This window comes from Actinomyces sp. oral taxon 170 str. F0386 (genome assembly GCF_000195595.1).
Classification (GTDB): domain Bacteria; phylum Actinomycetota; class Actinomycetes; order Actinomycetales; family Actinomycetaceae; genus Actinomyces.
On record NZ_GL882544.1, the window covers coordinates 229,760 to 251,658 of the forward strand.

The window sequence follows — 21,899 nt, forward strand, 5'->3', positions numbered from 1 at the left end:
ACCGCCCGAAAATACATCAGGACCGCAAGATACGCGAACCAAGCGGTTGCAGATATTCAAGCAACCAGTCTTGAGCCACAGCAAGAGGATCTCAAAATATGACACATTTACTATTAAAATTTGCATTTTTCAATATTTTTGATTAAACATCGTACAAGACTCGGAAAGATGACATGCGGCACAGGGACAATGAGACCACATGCTGAAGCATCCCGACGATGACCGCGCTGCGGCTGGCATGATCGGGACATGAGCACCGCCCGGTATCCTCTTTCCTCCTCCAGCCTGTCCTCTGATGCACTTGCGAACGACGTCGTACGTCTCGAACCGCTGACTCCCGAGCACGTTCCCGGACTGCAGCTGGCCGCCGAGGCGGCTGCGACGAGCCCCTTCGCCACGGTGCCGACGCCGGAGACGGTCGAGGACTACGTGGCCCGCAGCCTGGCCCGTCGGGACACGGGTACCTACGTGCCTTTCGCGCAGGTGGAGGTCACCACTGGTCGCGTCGTCGGGCACACCGCGTACCTGACGCCGCGGTGGATGCCGGATGGGCGGCTCTTCGCGGTCGAGATCGGCTCCTCCTGGCTCTCGCCGGCGGTTCGCGGTACCGCCGTCAACCCGGCCGCCAAGCTCCTGCTTCTCGCGCAGGCTCTTGAGGAGTGGGGCGTGGACCGTGTGGACATCAAGACCGATGCGCGCAACGAGGTGGCTCGCGGCGCGATCGAGGCGCTGGGCGTGACCTTCGAGGGGGTCCTGCGCGCCTGGCAGCCCTCGCTGGCACCCGGTGAGGAGGGGAGTACGCGCGACACGGCCATGTTCGCCATCACCCCGACGCAGTGGCCTGGAGTCAGAACCCGTCTAGTGGAACGCATCGAGAGGCGCTCCACGTCGCCGAAAGGATGAGAGGAATGACTGATCTGCGTGATCCTGCTGAGGTCTTCGCCGCGGAGATCGGCTGGCAGCCGGCGCTGGAGCGCACCGACCTGCTCGCTGACCCGGTGGCTGCGGCGCTGCGGGCACTGAAGACCTCCTCCCCCGACGGTGCGCACCTGGCCCGCCAGGCTCAGGTGGTTCCGATCGACCCGCAGTACTCCGACACCGACGCGCTCAACGCCCACTACGCTCTGGATCCCGAGGCGACCGGGAACTGCGTGCTCGTGGCCGGCAAGCGCACGGGCGAGGAGCGCATCGCCGCCTGCGTCGTGCGGGCGCCCGACTTCGCCGACGTCAACCACGTCGTCAAGAAGCGCATGGACGTGCGCAAGGCCTCGTTCCTGCCGGTGGAGCGGGCCGTGGAGATGAGCGGCATGGAGTACGGCGGGATCACGCCGGTCGGTCTGCCCGAGGACTGGAGGCTCTTCATCGACGGCGCTGTGGCGGACCGTGCCACGGTGCTCATCGGCTCGGGCGTGCGTCACTCCAAGATCCTCGTTCCTGGGGCGCTGCTGGTGGCGCTGCCGGGAGCCGAGCGCGTTGAGAACCTGGGCATGCGCCCCGCCTGAGCAGGTCCTTCAGACCGTCCAGGCGAGGCCCGGCCTCAGGTTCTCAGCCCAGGGAGTCCAGGACGATGTTGAGTCCCTCGCTCATGGTGGGGTGGGTGATGACGGCGTCGCGCACCTGCTGCCACCTCAGGCCTCCCAGCATCGCCATCTGGATGCTGGTGATGACCTCGCTGGCCTCGGCGCCGATGATGGCGGCCCCCAGCATGAGGTCGGTGTGGGCATCGATGACGATCTTGAAGAAGCCCTCGGTGCGGCCCAGGGTCTTGGCTCGAGGGACGGCGGCCGTGGGGGTCTTGGCGATGCGCACCTCGTAGCCGGCCTGGCGGGCCTCGGCCTCGGTCAGGCCCACGTGCCCGAGCTCGGGCGTGGTGAAGACGGCCCACGGGATGAGGCGCCCTGAGGTTGAGGCCTCCTTACCGGCGAAGAGGTCGCGCAGGACGCGGAAGTCGTTCCAGGAGGCGTGGGTGAACTGGGGAGTGCCGGCCACGTCCCCGGCGGCGTAGACGCCCTCGGCGGTGGTGCGCAGGTGGTCGTCGACGCGCACGAAGCCGCGCTCGGTCAGCTCCACGCCCGTGGCCTCCAGGCCGAGACCGGCGGTGACGGGGGTGCGCCCCAGGGCGACGAGCAGGTGGGAGCCGGTCGCCTCGCGCCCGTCGGCGGTGGTGACGACGATGCCGTGCCCTTCGGGGGCGGCGGCGACCTTTGAGGCGCGTGCGCCGGCCAGGACCGTGACGCCCAGGGCCTCCAGGCCGGCGGTCACCTCGGCGGCGACGTCGTCGTCCTCGCGGTCCAGGATGTGCTGCCCGGCGTGGATGATGGTGACCGGCACGCCGAGGAGGCCCATGAGGGAGGCCATCTCGACGCCGATGACGCCGCCGCCCAGGACCACGAGCCCGGTGGGCAGCTCGGGCAGGGTGAGCAGGTCCTCGCTGGTCCAGTAGCGCACGTCGGCCAGGCCCTCGATCGGGGGAACCGACGGCGTGGTGCCAGTGTTGATGAGGACCTTGGCGCCGCGTACTCGCCTCAGGCCACCGTCGTTCAGGGCGATCTCGACGGTGCGCTCCCCCACGAAACGGGCGGTGCCCCTGACGAAGTCCATGCCGGAGGCGGGGAACATCTTCTCGTGGGCGGCCACCATGCCCGCCACGACGGTCTCCTTGCGGGCACGGAAGGAGGCCAGGTCGATGCGGGCCTGGGCCAAAGCATCGGTGTCACCGTCCTGCCCGGGCAGGGTGACGCCGTAGGTGCCCGAGCCCTGGACCTCGTGGAGGACCCGGGCGGCGGAGATGAGGGTCTTGGTGGGGATGCAGGCGACATTGATGCACGTGCCGCCCACCTTGTCCCGCTCCACCATGACGACCTTGTCTCCGGCCTTGGCGCGCAGCATCGCCAGGGACTTGCCGGCCTTGCCGCCTCCGACGACGAGGAGATCGATTTCCTCGACCGGGACGTCAGCCTGGCTGAATGAATCGCTGTTGACGGTGGACTGGGACATGGATGCGCATCTCCTTCGGCGGTTGCCGGTCGGCATGATCTGGACGCCAGGGCAACGAGGAGCGAAGGCTCGCTATTCCAGCGCGACTGCGGAAGCCCTCAGCGGCGCACCGCTCACACGTGAGGAATCCTCATACGGTTGCCGTCCCTCCCAACCGGTCATTGAGTCAACTTATTCTTTTGTTCCCGCCAATAAGGCGCACCGCCCTACCGTCCACCCATCGCGGTCAGGGCAACATCCAGAGAGCCGACAAGTATGGCGAAACTCATATCAATGGGTGCATCCATGGCAAAGCCCCCGTGGACCTCGATATCCACGAAGCCGTGAAGTGACGCCCGGGTCATTCGCACCGCGTCAACCATTCGCTCATCCGGGATGCGATAGCCGGCCAGCGCCGCGGTGACGATGTCAACCGTACGTCGAGCAGCCATCGAACGCATCGGGTCCGATTCTCCTTCGAGCGTCTCCACGGGGGCCTGAGTCATCGGGTAGAGCCCGGGGTGCTCATGAGCGAAGGCCCGGTAGGCATTGGCCAGGGCCTGCAGTGCGTCACGTCCAGCTCTCCCCATAACGGAGGCCGCCAGGCAGTCGGCGAGCTCCCCCACTGCCCGCACGGAGACCTGCTGAACCAGGTCACTCATACCTGCAACGTGCTTGTACAGGCTCGGGGGTGCGACTCCGAGATCTGCGGCCAGACGGCTCAGGGACAGCACCTCGAGTCCGTCGGCATCGACGATCTGCGCCGCCCGCTCCACCACACGTTCGGTACTCAGTCCTGCTCTCGGCATCTTGCTCTCCTTACCTCTCCCCCGCCGGCCTCGGCGCAGCGTTGTCAGCGACGACACGCCGGATGAAGTCGACCACGCGCGGCCCGACGACGTCGGGACGCTCCAGCATCGGGGCATGTCCTGCGCCGGGAACCATCATGACCTCTCCCGAACCTTCACCAACGGCACGAGCCGCCCAGGCGGCCTCGGCAACCGGGTCCCTCCAGTCGGGATCCACCTGCCCCATGACCACGAGGGACGGGCAGCCAACCTTTTCCAGCCATGGGGCAACCACGCGATGGTCGGTGCGGGTCGTGGCCCAGAAGGCCCGCCAGCGCCCCGAACGGCGCAGTAGACCGGCCAAATGGGCGGCTCGCTGCCGGGCGTCAGGCAGACCGGGCCACAGACGGGCCGAGTAGCTGCGCCACACGGCCGGCCCCCAGGGGCGCAGCAGCGCGATCCCAAGCATGGTGCGCTGCACGAGAGTCTTGACTCGACTCTGCGGCCCACGCAGAAAGGGGCAGACGAGCACGAGCCCGCACACCAGGTCGGGGCGGCGCCCGGCTGCGATCACCGCAGCAGCCCCGGACATGGAGGCTCCTACGACGACGGCGGAGCCGGCGTCGAGAGCCTCGATCAGGGCAATGAGGTCGGATGCTGTGGCCTCGTCACCATAAGCGGTGAAGGTTGCCGAGCTGTCCCCGTGACCGCGCAGGTCCGCAGTGACAACGCGGAAGCCCGCCTCGCTCAGGGACTGCGCCAGCGGTGCGTAGACGTCCCGCACGTCCCCCATGGCCGGTGAGCAGACGACGAGCGGCCGACTCGCTGCAGCCGATCCAGCACCTGCACCGACAGGCTCATGCACCTCGTAGGCGATGGTGCCGCCCGGCACCCCAAGTTGGCTAATAGTCATAGCTATAAAGTTACTGACATTCACGCCCGAGGGCAAGTACTCCTTGCACAGCCGCTCAAGATCAAGAACAGTGCACTCGAGACCTCATCGACACTGCACGAGCACCCTTCTCAACACACCAACCACACCTGGAGGTCACCAAGTTGACCAATTGGCAAGAGACAACTGCGACAATTGCCGCAGGTCTGAGCCCGCAGCCGGTCGAGTGACTCGACGATGAGGACGATGAAACGGTCGTCGACCGCCCCTGATCATATCCAAGAAGAACATGGTTCCACAGCCGGCGAGGAAGTCGGAGTACATCTTGAAATACACCACGAAGTAGTCCGAGAAAGAGCGGCTAACCTCGTGGCCGCGATAAGGAATCCCATGAGCGACGCCTGAGACTCCCTGAGTTACTCGCCTCTCACGATAACCCCGACCAACTAACAGCTCGAAGGACCCCTATGTGCGACGACCCTAGGTGGTCGCACTTTTCAGCACTGGCACACAAACCTGCCTTGAAGGGCACAGAATAGGTCACACAGACACTGCAGAGGAGTAGACCACCCGCAAGAGATGACAAAGTTGATCATATTCCGCATCAGAGAGACCACGAAAAAATTTCGCCCGAGACGGAGCTAACATAATCTGGACAGTGTCGAGCAGATCAGCTCCCTCAACACTCAATCTAATCTGTTTCACGCGACGATCCTCCAACGCAGGCGCCACCTCAACGAGACCTCGATCAGTTAGAGAAGCTACAACAGGAACGATGTTGCGAGGATCACTTCCAACGTGGATCGCAAGATCTCGCTGTCGAACCATCACCCCGTCAGCAAGAGTTGCAAGAATCGCGAACTCAGCCTGAGTGAGCCCAACATCTCGCAACAAAGACCCCCACTCCTTCTCAACCATACCCCCCAATCGCGAGATCAGGAACCCGGCCCCTTCACGAAAACTGACAAGCGACGAACGACTCGATGTGGTAGACATGTTTCATGTCTACCACGATCAGCACTCACGACGTCACCCTCGACGACCGCGTCTTCCGTATCCTTCGCGCTGGAGACCCTTGCGCGCCCACTATAATTTTTCTTCACGGGTGGCCGCAGGACAGCACAGCCTGGAAAGATATTCTCCTTCTGGCCGCTCACGACTATCAATGCATAGCAGTGGACCTACCTGGTATCGGCGCTTCAAAAACAACAGGACCCTGCGGCAGTAAGGTCTTGCTGGCACGACAAATCCACGACTTCCTCGAATACCTAGGCCTGGAGAATGCCGCTATGGTCGGTCACGACGTTGGAGGCATGATCACCTTCTCCTACCTACGAGAGTTCGGAGACCTGACCAAAGCCGTCATCATGAACACAGTGATTCCTGGAATTGCGCCATGGGATGATGTCATCAGAATTCCCTGGTTATGGCATTTCGCCTTTCACTCCATCCCAGACCTACCAGAACAGGTCACCGTAAATAATCTGCCAGCATACTTCGACTACTTTTACGACACAACGAGCGCCACCCCAGAGAGAATCAGCAGAGCCTCACGTAGGCAGTTCGTCTCTTCCTACCAGTCCCCTGACTCTTTGCGCCAGGGATTCGAATTCTACCGAGCACTTTGGGATGATGCCCAAGAGAACGCAACATCAAGTGATGTGATTAACATTCCATTACTTTATTTACGAGGCGACCAAGAACACGGGGACATCAACACCTACATTGCCGGTTTCAAACAAGCAGGGTTGACCAATATTCAAAGTGCCCTCGTACCTGGATCAGGACATTTCACCTTACAGGAAAATCCTGCAGATACCTGGAGTGCTATCCGAAACTTCCTCTACGGGTAGAAACGCCATGCGTCTCACATCCTTATTCACCCCGAGCGAGGCTGCGCAGCACGTACTGCAGGATGCCGCCGTGGCGGAAGTAGTCGGCCTCGCCAGGGGTATCGATGCGCACGACGGCGTCGAAGGAGATCACCGAGCCGTCGGTCTTCTCGGCCCTGACGGCGACGGTGTGCGGGGTGGTGCCCTCGTTGAGCGCTGTCAGGCCCGTGATGAAGAAGATCTCAGTGCCGTCCAGACCGAGCGACTCAGCGCTCTGCCCTGCCGGGAACTGGAGGGGCACCACGCCCATGCCGATGAGGTTGGAGCGGTGGATGCGCTCGAAGGACTCGGCGATGACGGCCTTGACACCCAGCAGGGCCGTGCCCTTGGCGGCCCAGTCGCGTGAGGATCCCGAGCCGTACTCCTTGCCGCCCAGGACCACCAGCGGGATGCCGGCCGCTTGGTAGGCCTGGGAGGCGTCGAAGATCGACTCCTGCTCGCCGGTGAGGAGGTTGCGGGTGTAGCCGCCCTCGACACCGTCGAGCAGCCGGTTGCGCAGGCGGATGTTGGCGAAGGTGCCGCGGATCATGACCTCGTGGTTGCCGCGGCGCGATCCGTAGGAGTTGAAGTCCGCGCGGGCCACGCCGTGCTCGGCCAGGTAGCGGCCGGCCGGGGAGTCGGCCTTGATGGCACCGGCCGGGGAGATGTGGTCGGTAGTCACCGAGTCGCCCAGCAGCGCGAGCACCCGGGCACCCTCGATATCAGTGACCGGGGTGAGCTCCATGGTCAGGCCCTCGAAGAAGGGGGCCTTGCGCACATAGGTGGACTCCTCGTCCCAGGCGAAGGTGTCCCCCTCGGGAGTGTCCAGGCCCTGCCAGCGCTCGTCCCCGGCGAAGACGTCGGCGTAGTCGCGCGTGTACATCTCGCGGTCAATGGTGGCGTCGATGACGGCCTGGACCTCGGTGGGGTCGGGCCAGATGTCGGACAGGAAGACGTCACGCCCCTCGGGGTCCTGCCCCAACGGCTCGGTGGCGAAGTCGATGTCCATGGTCCCGGCCAGGGCGTAGGCGATGACCAGCGGCGGGGAGGCCAGGTAGTTCATCTTGACGTCGGGGTTGATGCGCCCCTCGAAATTGCGGTTGCCCGAGAGCACCGAGACCACGGCGAGGTCGGCGTCGTTGACCGCCTGGGAGACCTCGGCCGGCAGCGGCCCGGAGTTGCCGATGCAGGTGGCGCAGCCGTAGCCGACGACATTGAAGCCCAGCTCGTTGAGGGCCGGCCACAGTCCGGCCTTCTCGTAGTAGTCGGTGACGACCTGGCTGCCCGGGGCGGTGGAGGTCTTCACCCAGGGCTTGGAGCGCAGGCCCCGGGCCACGGCGTTGCGGGCGAGCAGACCGGCGGCCATCATCACCGAGGGGTTGGAGGTATTGGTGCACGACGTGATCGAGGCGATGGCGACGTGCCCGTGGTCCAGCTCGGTGGCGGTGCCGTCGGCCATGGTCACCGGCGTCGGCTTGGAGGACTGGGAGGCGTAGGTGGGCAGGACCTCCTGGAAGGACTCCTTGGCCCCTGACAGGACGATGCGGTCCTGGGGGCGCTTGGGGCCGGCGATCGAGGGCACCACCGTGGACAGGTCCAGCTCGAGGTACTCGGAGTAGACGGGCTCGCGGGACGGGTCGTGCCACATGCCCTGGGCCTTGGTGTAGGCCTCCACGAGGCGCACCCGCTCCTCGGAGCGGCCGGTCAGGCGCAGGTAGTCCAGGGTGACGTCATCGATTGGGAAGATCGCGGCGGTGGAGCCGAACTCAGGGCTCATGTTGCCGATAGTGGCACGGTTGGCCAGCGGCACCTCGGCAACGCCCTCGCCGTAGAACTCGACGAACTTGCCCACCACCCCGTGGGTGCGCAGCATCTCGGTGATGGTCAGGACCACGTCGGTGGCGGTGGCGCCGGCGGGGATGGCTCCGGAGAGCTTGAAACCCACGACCTTGGGGATGAGCATGGAGACGGGCTGGCCCAGCATGGCGGCCTCGGCCTCGATGCCGCCCACGCCCCAGCCCAGGACGCCCAGGCCGTTGACCATAGTGGTGTGGGAGTCGGTGCCCACGCAGGTGTCGGGGTAGGCCTGGGTGACGCCGTCGGCCTCGTGGGTGAAGACGATGCGGGCCAGGTACTCGATGTTGACCTGGTGGACGATACCGGTGCCCGGCGGGACGACGCGGAAGTTGGACAGTGCTCCCTGTCCCCAGCGCAGGAACTGGTAGCGCTCGGCGTTGCGCTCGTACTCGCGCTCCTTGTTGCGCTCCAGGGAGCCGGGAAGGCCGAAGGAGTCGATCTGCACGGAGTGGTCGATGACCATTTCGGCGGGGTTGAGGGGGTTGATGACCTCTGGGTCGCCGCCGAGGTCGGCGACCGCCTCACGCATAGTGGCCAGGTCGACGATGCAGGGAACACCGGTGAAGTCCTGCATGACGACGCGAGCCGGGGTGAACTGGATCTCCGTGTCCGGATCAGCGATGGGATCCCAGGAGGCCAGGGCGCGCACATGGTCGGCGGTGATGTTGGCGCCGTCCTCGGTGCGCAGCAGGTTCTCGGCCAGCACCTTGAGGCTGTAGGGCAGCCGTTCCAGGCCGGGAACGGCGTCAAGGCGGTAGATCTCGTAGTCGCGGCCGTCGACGTCGAGGATGGAGCGGGAGTGGAAGGTGTCGAGGCTTGTCAACGTCGTTCCTGTTCTGCACAAGGGGGCGGGCCGCCAAGCGCCCGCGGGGTGCGGGAGCCGGCCTGCCCGGTCAGGCCGCGACACACGCTAGACGAAGCTCCGTCATCCCGCGTCAACATGCCGCAGGGTCTGAAGGATCCCCGGCAGGGTACCGATCGCGCTGCCGGGCCCGCCGCGGGGGCGGAGCCGATTAACGTGCGGTCACCCGTACCTATCGCCGGCCGGGGCTCCGCGCTCACGCAGGGCCGGGCTTCCAGTGCGCCAGGTGCAGCGCGCCGGAATCGTCCAGGTCCATGACCCAGAAGGCGGACCCCTGCTCTCCCAGGGCGGAGTCAATGGCCACGACCGCACCCGGGCGGGCCTCCAACGGAACCGACCACAGCTCCTCACCCGAGGTGTGCTCCGCCCTGTAGCCCGCGTCGTTCATTCTCTCCCGCGGCATGAACGCACGGACCGCGACCGCTGTCCCGTCGTCGTCGACCCCCACCCGCATCCTCCTGCCGGCCTCAGTGTCGACGGCGAAGACCCCCTCCCGGGGCCCGATACGACGGAAGTCCACCAGCACCAGGTTGTACTCGCCGCTGTCCAGGTCGTAGCGGTCCGATAGCCCGATGGAAACCTCATTGCCTTCGTAGTCGAGCGTCAGTGACGCCGCACCCGGGTCGTCGATCCCAGTGCACCACCTCTCCGAGCAGCCACGGGGCTCCAGGCAGACGAGCTCACTCCTGTCGCCGTAGCCGGGCACGACGGTCACGACGACGCCCTCACCGGCCACCAGGTTGACCGCCCGGGATACCGCCTCGGGCGCCCTCCTCACCTCACCGGTCCCCAGATCCACAGCACCCGCATTGGTCCACACCAATCCACGCGACACGCCCCCGGCCACCACGCCCTGAGGAGCCTCCAACACCACCGACCAACGCACCCGCTCATCGGCACGCTCAAGCGCACACACCCCTGCCCCCGCCTGAACCACCACACAGTCGTCATCCTCATGCACCAGCTTGGGCATCTCCGCAAAATCCTGGCGGGACGAACTGAGCCCCTCAGGACCGTCGTCGTCGAGGTAGTCCCCGCTTAAGGAACCGGTGAACCGCAGCCCCGTGTCCGTCCGCCAGCTCGCCGCAGTCGCCGTCTCCCACAGACGACCGTCCACGTCATCACGATCGTTGCGAATCTTGGTCTCAACCCCCGGATCTTGCCCTGGCCGAGGACAGGAACCACCACTATCCCGGCGGAGCACCACGCCGGCACCGCCGAGCGCGACTAGCCCCGCAAGCGCACGACGACTCACCACCATGGAACTCATGGCGTCACGATGAACGCAGAACCGTGCCGGGGTCTATGGAGATATCTCCCCGGCGGCCGGAACCCGTGGGCGGCCGCGCGGGCCCGAGAAAACTGCGCACACCCAAGCATCCGATCAGCAAATATACCAATACGGCAACGCAATGGTTACAAAACGTAAATGGTACGCCCGCCGTTGGAGTCAACATCATAGTATCCCGACGAATTCCTGCACTTCCCCCAAAACACAGGAACATCCCCATCAAGACGGAGATAAAGAATGCACTTACAGCACCTCTCTGTGCATCGCAAGCACGTGGCGACTCTGCTCGCCGGCGTACTGCTGATCGCACTGGGTAGCTTTGCTGCGCTAGTGGCACCTCGTGCGAGCGCGGATCAGAATACCGGGGTGAAGGTTTCCTTCAGTCCTCTCATCCTGGCGGACAAGGATGGAACGGAGTTTCCGGGCAAGCCTGCGCACCTCGAGGACCCGGTTCGCATGAAGTTCGCCTGGGACGCATCTACCGCCAATCCACAGCCGGGCGAGTCCTTCAGCATCGGTCTTCCGGCGGAGTACCGGTACCGTGAGATCGGTCGACACGACGATCTTGTTCTCGGGAACGGCACCAAGGTGGGCGACTGCGTCACGACCACCGAGACCCTCACCTGCACCTTCAACGCCTCGATCAGCGCCGCCACCGAGCTCAAGGGCTCGGGAAACCAGATGATCGTGGCCCAGAAGGTGACCCAGGACAACAAGACCACCTTCGACGCCAACGGCACCAAGGTCGAGGTCTTCCACCCCAACAACGAGCGGATTCTACCTATCGCATGGGTTGAGAAGGACCTTGGCAAGTACGCCAACTCCCTCAAGCGCGAGTCCAGCAGCCTGACCTGGCACATCCAGTTCAGTGGTACGACCATCGCCAACCACCTGAAAGCGGAGGCGGGTAGCGTCAACAGCGTCACCTTCAACGACGTCTCCGGGGGCGGGCAGAAACTCAACCCGGATCTCGGCTCCTGGTACGTGCGGGTCAACCCCGAGGAGTTCGGCGGTGGCGCCGACGGTTACTTCGACGTCGCCAAGGCCGATGGCACAGCCATGAACACCGACCACGGAAAGTTCGTCCTGAAGCCGACCATCGGCGCCGACGGGACCACTGCGTCCATCACCCTGTCCCGTACGGACGGCAACTTCGCCAAGAACGCGAACTACGAGATCGTCTACCAGTCCCTGGCCGAGGGCGGCAAGATCGTCCCAGGCAAGGTCTACACCAACAGCGCCACCCTGAACGGCGGTAAGAACACCACGGTGTCCGCTCAGATGGCCTACAAGGACCCGATCTCCTACGACGTGCAGCTGACGCAGGGATTCGGATCCTTCGGGGTCAAGAAGTACGTCACCGGCGCCCACCAGAATGACGTCCCTGCGGACACCAAGGTCCGTGTGAACGTCTCCTACGAGCTTCCCAACGGCACGACCGAGGCCGACTACCCGTCCTGGGCCAAGAAGCCGGCGTCGAACCCCTACACCGTTGAGGTGGCTGCGGGCCAGCAGCAGGCCGGGGATACCCTGCGCGAGTTCCCCAAGGGAACCAAGATCACGCTGACGGAGGACACGTCCGCAGCAGCCCTTCCCGGGGCCCTTGGCTGGGGAGGCAAGACCTTCTCCGTCAACGGTACTGAGACGCAGGAGACCGCGACGTTCTCGGTCGATTCCTCCGTGCAGGCTGTGGGCCTGTACAACGAGGTCATTCAGAAGACCGGTTCCTTCTCCGTCGTGAAGAAGGTCGAGGGAAGCAACAAGGAGGCTTTCTCCAAGGAGACTTTCCAGATCGCCTACACGTGTGAGAACGGCTCTGAGGGAACCCTTGACGTGAAGGGCGACGGCACGCCCGTCAACGGCCCGTCCGTACCGGTAGGTACCAACTGCGAGGTCACCGAGAAGGAGAAGCAGGCTGACGGCGGCGCTGAGCGCGAGGGCTACACGGTCGACACCAAGATCGACAACGGAGCCTTCACGATCAAGGAGGGCGCTGCCAGCGCCACCCTTGTCACGGTGACCAACACCTATTCGGAGGTCCCGAAGCCCACGCCGACGCCGACCCCCACCGAGGAGCCCACGCCGACGCCCACTCCCACCGAGGAGCCCACGCCGACGCCGACCCCCACCGAGGAGCCCACGCCGACGCCCACCCCCACCGAGGTCCCCGCGCCCGGTACCTCGGCCAGCGCGCCATCGGGCAATGGCGGCAGCAACCTGGCAAGTACTGGTACCAGTGCCATGCCGGTGGTCGCGGCCGTTGCCACCCTCCTGGCAACGGGATATGTGATCCTGGCAGTCCGTCGTCGCGCATCGTGACCGATCACCGGCTGACTAGGCTCCTTCCCGGAGCATAAGATGGGCCCCAGTCCTTCACGGACTGGGGCCCATCTCCATGACCTCAGGCTCTGTCAAGCACGGCGATCGTCTCGAAGTGGTGCGTGTGCGGGAACATGTCCAGCGCGCTCATGGCACCCAGGCCGTAGCCGGAGCGCAGAAGGGTTCCCAGGTCCCTAGCCAGGGCCGCCGGGTCACAGGCCACCAGGACGATTCGCTCGGCCCCGAGGGCGGCGACGGCCTCAATGACCTCACGACCGGCACCCTGGCGCGGCGGGTCGAGGACGACGACGTCGGGGCGGCCTGCGGAGAAGGAGCCTGCAAGCTCGCGCACCGAGCGGGCGCTCACGCGTCCGGCAGCCAGGCGGGCGCCGGGATGCTCGTGCAGGGTGCGGCGGGCGTCGCGGACGGCCTGCTCACTGCCCTCCAGGGAGAGGACCTGTCCGCCGCTGCCCACGAGGGCGGCCAGCGGCAGGGTGAACAGACCGGCCCCCGAGTAGAGCTCTAGGACGCGACTGCCCGCGGCCCGTTCGAGGTTCTCCCCCAGAGCGGCGCGCACGACGCGCTCGACCAGGACCCTAGGGGCATCGACGTGGACCTGCCAGAAGCCCCCGGCGTGGACGGAGTAGGTCAGCTCCCCCAGGCCCAGGGCCGAGGCGTCAACGATCTCCTGGACGCGGCGCCGCCCGGTGCTGCGCGCCTGAGCGGTCAGAAGCCGGTCGTCGAGCAGGACCACGGGCTCGCCGCCGCTGGGGGCGATGGCCTCGATGCGCATGCCGGGCCGGTAGTGGGCGCGCCAGCGGGAGCGCTCCAACAGGCCGATCTCGGTGATGGCGAGCACGGCCAGGGGCAGGCGGTGAAGGGGCAGGACCGTCCCGGAGCGGAAGGCGTGCATGCCGGGCTCACCGTCGTCGGTGACCGTCAGGCTCACGCGGGTGCGGGTGGCGGTTCCGGCCAGGGCGCGCCTGCGGGAGCTAGTGGATGCCTGGGCGGCGACGTCGGTGGGCATCGGCTCGATCGGCACAGCGGCCCCGGCGGAGGCCTCGGGCAGGGAGGCGACGGCATCAGCCACCTCCTGCCCGCCGATCCGGCTCAGGCAGTCGGCCAGGACCCAGCGCTTCCAGGTGCGCTGGGCGTCCAGGGCGACGTGGGCGAGTTCTCCCCCACCCACGCCCGCGGGGCCGGCCTCGGGCCAGACGGACTCGACGCGGTCAGGGGAGGCCTGGAGGATCTCGACGGCGTCGGCCCGCCAGGTCCGCGATGTCATCTCGGTCAGCCGGGCCCGCACCGTCTCACCGGGCAGGGCGTGGCGCACGAAGACGACACGGCCGGCCGGGTCGTCCACGGGCCGGGCCACGCAGTGCCCACCGTGCGCCGGGGACCCCACTGCCAAGATGAGCTCCTGGGGCCGCCCGCGGCCGAGAAAGGGCTGATCGCTGGACTGCGAGGTCATCGGGTCTCCTGGTGGTCGGTGCCGGCACCACCGGCATCGGTACTGCTGAGGTGGCTGAGGTGATCGTCGACGTGTCGGCGCATGGCGACGTCGGCGTCGAGGATGCCTTCGGCGGTGCGTGCACGCACGCCGTGGTGGAAGTGCCGCTGACCGGGAAGGCCCAGCTGCCAGGGCACGGAGGCGACGACGACGCCGGGGGTGAACAGCAGGACGGTCTTGAGGCGCAGGGCGGTCTGGTTGTGGAGGATCTGCTCCCACCAGTGACGCACGATGTACTCGGGCAGGAAGACGACGACGAGGTCGCGGGGCGACTCCCGACGCACTGAGCGCACATAGTTGATGACCGGGCGGGTGATGTCCCGGTAGGGCGAGTCCAGGACCGTCAGCGGCACTGCGATGTCGGCCTCCTCCCAGGCGTCCAGGAGATGCTCAGCGCTACCGTCACCGGTGTCTACGGTCAGGGCCTCCAGGGCGGTCGGGTGGGTCGACTGGGCGTAGGTCAGGGCCCGCAGCGTCGGTTGGTGGAGGCGTGAGGCCAGGACGATCGCGTGGACGTGGGCCGGCAGGACGCGCGCGTCGTGGAGGTCGGAGATGGCCACCTCCTCGCTGACTCGCCGGTAGTGGCGGCGGATCCGGTTCATCACCAGGTAGAGCAGCGCCATGATGGTCAGGGTGATCCAGGCGCCGCGGGTGAGCTTGGTGAGCAGGACGATGACGAGGACCGTCCCGGTTCCCAGGACGCCGATGGCGTTGATGAACCGGGCGCGGTGCATGCGCGAGCGGGCCTTGGAGTCAGTGGCGATGGTGAGCTCGCGCGTCCAGTGGCGCACCATGCCCACCTGGGAGAGCGTGAAGGAGATGAAGACGCCCACGATGTAGAGCTGGATGAGGCGGGTCGTGTTGGCCTCGAAGCCGATGAGGAAGGCCACGGCCCCCAGCCACAGGACGATGATGCCGTTGGAGAAGGCCAGGCGGTCACCGCGCTGGGAGAGCTGGCGGGGCAGGAACTCGTCTCGGGCCAGGACGCTGGCCAGGACCGGGAAGCCGTTGAAGGCGGTGTTGGCGGCCAGGACCAGGATGAGGCCGGTGACGGCGGCAACCAGGTAGAACATAGGCCGGAAGCCGGAGAAGACGGTGGCGGCGATCTGTCCGATCGCGGGATCCTGGTGGTAGCCGTCTCCAACCGGGACACCGTTGCGCAGGAGCTGGTGGGCCGGGTCCTCCACCATGCGCACGCCGACGGCACCGGCCAGGTGGATGACGCTCATGAGCATCAGGGTGGCGATGGCGCCCAGGAGCAGCAGAGTGGTGGCCGCATTGCGGGACTTGGGACGCTGGAAGCTGGGGACGCCGTTGGAGATCGCCTCCACGCCGGTCAGGGCCGCGCAGCCTGAGGAGAAGGCCCGCAGAACCAGGAACCCTCCGGCCAGGCCGGTCAGACCCTGCTCCCAGCCGGAGTGGGTGACGACCTCGAGGCCGGCCGACTCGGCCTGTCCGAGTGTCCCGGTCAACTCCTGGATGAGGCCGACAACGGCCATGATGCCGATGACGCCCATGTACAGGTAGGTGGGAATGGCGAAGGCCCGACCCGACTCGCGTGATCCGCGCATGTTGAGCACGGCCAGGACGGTGACGACGGCGACGGCGATCTCCACCTTGTAGGGGACCAGCGCGGGCAGGGCGGCAGCCAGGTAGGCGGTGCCGGAGGAGACGGAGACCGCGACGGTCAGGACGTAGTCGCTCAGTAGGGCCGAGGCCACCAGGAGGCCGGCGTGGGAGCCGAGGTTGGCCGAGACCACCTCGTAGTCTCCACCGCCTGACGGATAGGCGTAGACGGTCTGACGGTAAGAGGCCACCACCACCACGAGAACCCCGACGACGGCCAGGGCGACCCACGGCGACAACGACGTGGCGGCGACTCCGGCCACGGCCAGGGTGATGAGGACCTCATCAGGGGCGTAGCCGACGGAGGACAGGGCGTCGGAGGCGAATACCGGAAGGGCGATCCTCTTGGGTAGGAGCGTCTCGCCCAGGGCTCCGCTGGGGACGGGACGGCCAACGAGAAGCCGCTTGATGCGGTCTGCGAAGTCACGCACGTCTCCAGATGTTACGTCCGCGGCCCGACAACGGAGTACCGTCGTCCTCGTGCACTTCGTCATCATGGGTTGTGGTCGCGTCGGAGCGTCCATGGCCGTACAGCTCGACCGCATGGGGCACTCGGTGTCCGTCATCGACCGTTCCTCGGACTCCTTCCGCCGTCTGCCCTCGGACTTCAACGGCCGCAAGGTCAAGGGAGTCGGTTTCGACCGCGACGCCTTGGAGCAGGCCGGCATCGACGAGGCCTACGCCTTCGTCGCCGTGTCCAACGGGGACAACTCGAACATCGTGGCTGCGCGCGTGGCCCGGGAGAGCTTCGGCGTGGACAACGTCGTGGCCCGGATCTACGACTCTCGCCGGGCCGACGTCTACGAGCGTCTGGGCATCCCCACGGTGGCCACCGTGCGTCAGACAGCCGATCAGATGATGCGCCGGATCCTCCCCGGCTCCAGCGCCCGTGAGCTCGAGGACCCCTCGGGCACGGTCGCCCTCATCCAGCCCAGTGCCTCCCCTCAGTGGGTGGGCACGACGATCGGAACGCTCGAGGACCGACTGGGGGTGCGTGTCGCCTGGATCTCACGTGATGCCACCGCTCTGCTGCCGGAGTCCGCCACCGTCATCCAGGAGCACGATCGTCTGCACCTGGCGGTGAGCACCGACCGCATCGGCCAGGTGCGCCGCGCGCTGTCCCACGCCCCGACCCAGGAGGTCTGAGCCATGCAGATCGTGATTGCCGGAGCCGGATCAGTGGGCCGTTCCATCGCCCGCGAGCTCATCAGCCACGGCCACGAGGTCACACTCGTCGACCGCTCCGCCGAGGCCATGCGCATCGCCTCGGTGCCGGAGGCCGACTGGCAGCTGGCGGACGCCTGTGACATCGAGGCCCTCGAGCGCGCCGGAGCCGAGAGCTGTGACGTCATCGTGGCCGCTACCGGTGACGACAAGGCCAACCTGGTCATCTCCCTGCTGGCCAAGACCGAGTACGGGGTGCCCCGTACCGTCGCCCGGGTCAACAACCCCAAGAGCGAGTGGCTCTTCGATGAGACCTGGGGGGTGGACGTGGCCGTATCGACACCTCGCTTCATGACGGCGCTGGTGGAGGAGGCCGTCAGCGTGGGCAGCCTGGTGAGCATCTTCCACTTCCACCAGTCTGGCGCCTCCATGCATGAGCTGACCCTGCCGGAGGACTCGCCGGTCATCGGCGAGCTCGTCTCCGACATCGAGCTGCCGCCCCACACAGTGCTGGTCGCGATCCTGCGCGACTACCGACCCATCACGCCGGACCGCGACGAGCGCTTCGAACGCGGGGACGAGCTCATCTTCCTCACAGCGCGCGAAGGAGAGTCCGGCCTGGAGGAGCTGCTCCTCATCTTCACATGACCATCAGCCGCTCTCACCGGCTCTGAGCCGGGGCTACTGCTCGGCACGGGTCAGTGCCGGTCAGTGTCAGTGCCTTCCTCAGCCTGAGCGATCCGGTTGGGGGCGACCAGTAGCCAGATGAACCACAGGGTCACGGCGTACAGCGGCACCCCCAGGATGAGACGGGCGGCGCCCAGATAGGACACGGCGTGCTCACCCGCAAGGTAGAGAGGCACCTCCACGATGAGCCTCAGGGCGAACAGCAGCGTCAGGACCCAGGTGCCGGCGTGGTAGCGGCGCCTCACGTTGCGCAGGGCCGGTTCGGTGCGCCAGGCGGACGGGCGTGCAGCGGGATCGTCACCGGTCCCCTCAGACTCCTTCGACTCCCCGGACTCCCCCGGATCTGCGGGCTCATTGGCAACCCGGTGCCACAAGGTCATGAGGGCTCCCACGATCGGCCAGCCGATGAGCAGGGAGACCAGGCAGACGACTAGCCAGGCGGCGTTGATCATGAGGCCGGCGGCGTAGAAGTTGGAGGCCTCACCACTGCGCCAGGCCCACAGGGCCGAGATGAGGACCAGCACGATCCCACTCACGACCTGGGCCGGCGACTGTCGCTGCACCAAGCGGGCCACGAGGCCGACGGCGCTGACGGCCAGTGAGGCGGCCAGGGCTGCCGCCAGGGCGGTGGGCCGCACCGCCATCACGAGGACGAACACGAGGGTGGGAACGACGGACTCGAGGATACCGCGCCAGCCGCCCACTGCGGCCATGGCGTCGAAACGCTCGGAGTCTATGGCGCCCAGACCCGTGCGGGTGGTATCAGCAGAACGGCCGCTCATTCGTCAGTCCTTCTTCCCCTGAGGTCGCTAGCGGTTGCTACTGCCCCGGTCCCAGCAGCTGGTACGCGGGGTTGTGGATCTGCTGGCGATGGATGCCGTCAGCGACCCGGCCCTCGGCCAGCAGGTGGGCGCCCGGTTTGATGCCGGCGATACGTCGCCGGCCCCACCACACCAGATCAATGCTGCCGGTGCCATCGTAGAGCTGCCCGACGAGAATGGGCTTGTCCTGGCTGGAACGGTAGGTGACCGCCTGCAGAACACCTGAGACTCGGGCCCGTTGACGCGACGCCAAAGACCCGATCGGGTCAGTGCCCCGGCGGCTGGCGGAGCGCTCCTCGTCCTCTGCCTCCAGGTGCTCGCGGCTGGTGCGCAGCGACTTGGACAGCCGCCTCAGTCGGGCGGACAGAGCCGGCATCTAACGCACTTCGGCGATGGTCGGGCCGGGGGCCAGCGGGTCGATGCCGGGCAGGTCCTCGGCCTCGGGGCCGGCCACGGCTCCGGGCGCGTGCAGCGGCAGGATCTCCCTGGGAGGGCGGGCCTGGCCGTCGCGAACGACGACGACGCCGCGCAGCACCTCCCGCAGCGCCTGGGCAGACTGCTCGGAGGAGGCGGCATGCCCCTGGAGGACACCTCGCAGGAACCAGCGGGGGCCGTCGATCCCCAGGAATCTGATCGTGCCGGTCGTCGTGGTGCCGTCAGGGCCTCGCATGGGCAGGTGGGCGACCAGCTCGGTGCCGTACTCCCCGTAGCTCTCCTCATAGCGGGCACCGTTTCCGGCGAGCTCATCGGCGATGTCGCCTCGCAGCTCGTCCCATATGCCGGCGGTGCGCGGTGCGGCGAAGGCACGCAGCTCGAGCGCAGAGCCGCCCAGCGCGAGGACAACGGCGGTGACGGTACCGTCAGGGGCCTGCTCCATGCGCAGCTGCATCCCATCAACGGCCGGGATCTGCAGCGACCCCAGGTCGATGCGGGGCACGTCCTCCTGGTCGGCGGGCAGCTCGCTGAGGTCCCAGGGACCGGAGGCTGCGGACTCGTCGGGGTCGTCGACGTCAGCCCCGGTGTCGCGCTCGAGGGCGAAGTCGTCGATATCAGTGGATGCGTCGTCACGGCGGCGCGAGAACAGTCCCATGGGGTTCTCCTGAGTTGTGATAGGAGCGTCAGCCGGCGCAGTCGGCGCACACCGGAAGACCGGTCGCCTCGTCGACGAAGGCCAGCTGACTGCGGTGGTGAACGAGGAAGCACTCCGAGCAGGTGAACTCGTCCTCGAGCTGGGGAACGACATGAACGCTCAGCTCCTCACGGGACAGGTCCGCTCCGGGCAGCTCGAAGCCTTCAGCCGCCTCGTTCTCGTCCTCCTCGATCGCGGCGGAGGACTGGTCCTTCTGCCGTGAGGTCAGCTCCTCGATGGAATCGGCCTCGGGCTCGTCATCATTCTTGCGCGGGGCGTCGTAGTCGGTCGCCATGGCCTCGTCACTCTTTCTGTCGACGGCTCTCGGGTGACCTCCGGAAGGCGGGAGTCGAGTCGCGCACGCGTCACTGGCGTCGCGGCGACGATCGGTACATCCGTCCCGGAAGGCACGCGCACAATAGCACCGACAGGCGGCTCGTCAAGCCAAATCGCCCGACGAAAGAGCACAGTTCGCTTGCAGTGCGCTCAGCCCAGGGGATTCACGAGGGTATTCACACGTGCTTCACATGTGGCACACCGCTGCGCCTCCCACGGCTTGACGTCTGCGGATGGCAGGCTGTGAAACATAGTGGAGCATATCGTGCTGACATCGGGATGAAGGAGGCCCCGCCCATGGTCGAACTCGAGCTGCTGGGTGCCAACGGTGACACGATTGTCATGACAGACGAGGACGGCGAGCGCTACAGCATCGTCGTCGACGACGCCCTCAGGGCCGCGGTACGCCGAGACCGTGGAGCGATTGTGCCCCCCTCGGGGACGACGACCGAGGGACCGGCACCCCTGCGTCCCCGCCAGCTCCAGGCGTACATGCGTGCCGGCGCCACCGCGGCCGAGGTCGCGATCAGCACGGGCATGGACGTGGAGCACGTACGCCGCTTCGAGGGACCAGTGCTCGCAGAGCGTCAGTGGGCCGTCTCGCAGGCCCAGTCCTGCCGCATCGGCTGGGAGAAGGACTCCCCCCTGCTCGGTGAGCTGGTGGTGGACCGGCTGGCCACCCGAGGCGTCGATCCCTCCAGCCTGGAGTGGGACGCGCTGCGCGAGGGCCGCGACCCCTGGCTCATCATGGTGACCTTCGTGCAGTCCGCCGAGGAGAAGCAGGCGCGCTGGTCACTGGACCTGACAGCCCGAGCGGTGCACGCTCTGGATGACGAGGCGCGCTGGCTCACGGAGGCGGGAGCGGGATCCAAGCGCCCTGCCGTCTTCGACCAGGACTCGAAGGCCCCCGGAGCCTCGGCCACTGCTCCGTCAGCCCAGTCGGGGAGCTCACCCGTCACCGCCGGCTCTCCCAGCACAGGCGTGGTGTCGGCCGTCTCCGCTCCGGCCGCCGTCTCTGCTGAGCCTGCGGGTCTGGCTGTCGAGATGCCCGCCGGGATGCTGCCGGTGCGGGAGTACTCCCGCCCCACAGGTGGGGCCATGTCGGCGGATGACACCGACGCGCTGCTGGCAGATTTGGCCTCCAGCCGGGGCCGACGAGTCGAGGTCGAGGTCCCCCGCGATGACGGCATGGATGACTTCCTCGGGCCGGAGCAGAGCGACGAGGACGCCTTCACCGATCCTCACGGCATCGACTACACCAGCAGCCCGGAAAGCCCCGAGGTTCCCTCTCCCCCGGCCAGAGGGATTGAGGAGCACCGTACCGAGGCCCGCCGTGCCGAGGCGGCCGACGAGTCCTTGGAGCAGGCTGCGGGTCTGAGCGCCCAGGTCTACTCCATGTCGGAGCGTCGACGTCTACACACAGGCAACCACCCGGCCGGGAGCAGGCTGGTGACGGCCTCCAGCGCACCCTCCGCAGCGCCGTCGGCTCCGAGCCCCGCCGTGGAGCGGGTACCGGTGGGGAGTCAGGCTCCTGCGGGTGCGGACAGTCCTACTGAGCCGGTGCCGGAGATCCCCATGCCCTCGCGCTCAGAGGTCGTCGCCAAGGCCTCGCCGGGAGCGTCGGCCGCCCAAGGAGCGGGCACGCAGGAGCCACTGCCCGACATGCCCAGGACGACCACCCCGGCCAAGAAGAAGTCGCGTCGGCGCTCGCGCCGTTCCGTGCCCTCCTGGGACGAGATCGTCTTCGGTGCCAGGCCCGAGTAGCCGGAT

Annotated in this window: 19 protein-coding genes; 7 read left to right on the forward strand and 12 right to left on the reverse strand. The window is 66.7% G+C overall.

From position 1 onward, the window contains the following. The first annotated feature begins 249 nt into the window (after nucleotides 1-249). Entirely contained in the window at nucleotides 250-903 is a 654-nt protein-coding gene (locus HMPREF9056_RS09060) for a GNAT family N-acetyltransferase (protein WP_009404683.1), read from the forward strand. A 5-nt stretch (nucleotides 904-908) separates the two neighbouring features. Then, a complete protein-coding gene (locus HMPREF9056_RS09065) occupies nucleotides 909-1,502 on the forward strand; it encodes a YbaK/EbsC family protein (protein WP_009404684.1) in 594 nt (197 codons plus the stop codon). Between the two features lie 43 nt (nucleotides 1,503-1,545). Here HMPREF9056_RS09065 and HMPREF9056_RS09070 read toward each other — a convergent pair whose 3' ends face one another. From HMPREF9056_RS09070 to HMPREF9056_RS15010, 4 genes are all read right to left on the reverse strand, one after another. Next, nucleotides 1,546-2,997 carry an NAD(P)/FAD-dependent oxidoreductase gene (locus HMPREF9056_RS09070; protein ID WP_009404689.1) on the reverse strand — a complete coding sequence of 484 codons (1,452 nt, stop codon included), beginning with the start codon at nucleotides 2,995-2,997 and terminating at the stop codon, nucleotides 1,546-1,548. A 206-nt stretch (nucleotides 2,998-3,203) separates the two neighbouring features. Beyond that, complete coding sequence (locus tag HMPREF9056_RS09075; RefSeq protein WP_034514342.1) at nucleotides 3,204-3,785, reverse strand: TetR/AcrR family transcriptional regulator; 582 nt, start codon at nucleotides 3,783-3,785, stop codon at nucleotides 3,204-3,206. 10 nt (nucleotides 3,786-3,795) lie between these two features. Further along, a complete protein-coding gene (locus tag HMPREF9056_RS09080) occupies nucleotides 3,796-4,677 on the reverse strand; it encodes an alpha/beta fold hydrolase (protein WP_034514343.1) in 882 nt (293 codons plus the stop codon). Nucleotides 4,678-5,196: 519 nt separating this feature from the next. After that, nucleotides 5,197-5,652, reverse strand: coding sequence for a MarR family transcriptional regulator (locus HMPREF9056_RS15010; protein ID WP_087942239.1), 456 nt, complete (start codon nucleotides 5,650-5,652; stop codon nucleotides 5,197-5,199). A gap of 5 nt (nucleotides 5,653-5,657) precedes the next feature. On the opposite strand from HMPREF9056_RS15010, the gene HMPREF9056_RS13745 reads away from it, so the two are divergent. Further along, the gene (locus HMPREF9056_RS13745; protein ID WP_087942240.1) at nucleotides 5,658-6,509 is read left to right on the forward strand and encodes an alpha/beta fold hydrolase; all 852 of its coding nucleotides are present in this window, start codon (nucleotides 5,658-5,660) and stop codon (nucleotides 6,507-6,509) included. Nucleotides 6,510-6,531: 22 nt separating this feature from the next. Here HMPREF9056_RS13745 and acnA read toward each other — a convergent pair whose 3' ends face one another. Continuing rightward, complete coding sequence (gene acnA, locus HMPREF9056_RS09085) at nucleotides 6,532-9,207, reverse strand: aconitate hydratase AcnA (protein ID WP_009404699.1); 2,676 nt, start codon at nucleotides 9,205-9,207, stop codon at nucleotides 6,532-6,534. A gap of 235 nt (nucleotides 9,208-9,442) precedes the next feature. Beyond that, a complete protein-coding gene (locus HMPREF9056_RS09090) occupies nucleotides 9,443-10,363 on the reverse strand; it encodes a hypothetical protein (protein WP_009404701.1) in 921 nt (306 codons plus the stop codon). Between the two features lie 540 nt (nucleotides 10,364-10,903). Between HMPREF9056_RS09090 and HMPREF9056_RS09095 the strand changes: the two genes are divergently transcribed. Further along, entirely contained in the window at nucleotides 10,904-12,856 is a 1,953-nt protein-coding gene (locus tag HMPREF9056_RS09095) for a DUF5979 domain-containing protein (protein WP_253269999.1), read from the forward strand. Between the two features lie 82 nt (nucleotides 12,857-12,938). Here HMPREF9056_RS09095 and HMPREF9056_RS09100 read toward each other — a convergent pair whose 3' ends face one another. Further along, nucleotides 12,939-14,327 carry a class I SAM-dependent RNA methyltransferase gene (locus HMPREF9056_RS09100; protein ID WP_009404710.1) on the reverse strand — a complete coding sequence of 463 codons (1,389 nt, stop codon included), beginning with the start codon at nucleotides 14,325-14,327 and terminating at the stop codon, nucleotides 12,939-12,941. Then, complete coding sequence (locus tag HMPREF9056_RS09105) at nucleotides 14,324-16,423, reverse strand: APC family permease (RefSeq protein ID WP_034514345.1); 2,100 nt, start codon at nucleotides 16,421-16,423, stop codon at nucleotides 14,324-14,326. The genes HMPREF9056_RS09100 and HMPREF9056_RS09105 overlap by 4 nt, the downstream gene beginning before the upstream one ends. Nucleotides 16,424-16,514: 91 nt before the next feature. Between HMPREF9056_RS09105 and HMPREF9056_RS09110 the strand changes: the two genes are divergently transcribed. Both HMPREF9056_RS09110 and HMPREF9056_RS09115 read left to right on the forward strand, forming a co-directional pair. Continuing rightward, a complete protein-coding gene (locus HMPREF9056_RS09110; protein ID WP_009404713.1) occupies nucleotides 16,515-17,138 on the forward strand; it encodes a TrkA family potassium uptake protein in 624 nt (207 codons plus the stop codon). Between the two features lie 3 nt (nucleotides 17,139-17,141). Then, nucleotides 17,142-17,804: a TrkA family potassium uptake protein gene (locus HMPREF9056_RS09115; RefSeq protein ID WP_009404715.1), complete on the forward strand. Its 663-nt coding sequence runs from the start codon at nucleotides 17,142-17,144 to the stop codon at nucleotides 17,802-17,804. A 50-nt stretch (nucleotides 17,805-17,854) separates the two neighbouring features. Here the strand turns inward: HMPREF9056_RS09115 and HMPREF9056_RS09120 are convergent, their stop codons facing one another. From HMPREF9056_RS09120 to HMPREF9056_RS09135, 4 genes are read right to left on the reverse strand one after another with little or no spacing between them, the layout of a single operon-like run. Further along, nucleotides 17,855-18,625: a DUF3159 domain-containing protein gene (locus HMPREF9056_RS09120; protein ID WP_009404716.1), complete on the reverse strand. Its 771-nt coding sequence runs from the start codon at nucleotides 18,623-18,625 to the stop codon at nucleotides 17,855-17,857. A gap of 37 nt (nucleotides 18,626-18,662) precedes the next feature. Then, nucleotides 18,663-19,040, reverse strand: coding sequence for an OB-fold nucleic acid binding domain-containing protein (locus HMPREF9056_RS09125; protein WP_009404717.1), 378 nt, complete (start codon nucleotides 19,038-19,040; stop codon nucleotides 18,663-18,665). After that, nucleotides 19,041-19,754 carry a DUF3710 domain-containing protein gene (locus HMPREF9056_RS09130; RefSeq protein ID WP_009404718.1) on the reverse strand — a complete coding sequence of 238 codons (714 nt, stop codon included), beginning with the start codon at nucleotides 19,752-19,754 and terminating at the stop codon, nucleotides 19,041-19,043. A 28-nt stretch (nucleotides 19,755-19,782) separates the two neighbouring features. Continuing rightward, nucleotides 19,783-20,088, reverse strand: a complete 306-nt coding sequence (locus HMPREF9056_RS09135) for a DUF4193 domain-containing protein (protein WP_004565030.1) — start codon at nucleotides 20,086-20,088, stop codon at nucleotides 19,783-19,785. Between the two features lie 338 nt (nucleotides 20,089-20,426). Between HMPREF9056_RS09135 and sepH the strand changes: the two genes are divergently transcribed. Further along, nucleotides 20,427-21,893 (forward strand): septation protein SepH, encoded by a 1,467-nt coding sequence (gene sepH / locus HMPREF9056_RS09140; protein ID WP_034514347.1) that lies wholly within the window; start codon nucleotides 20,427-20,429, stop codon nucleotides 21,891-21,893. Nucleotides 21,894-21,899 lie beyond the last annotated feature (6 nt).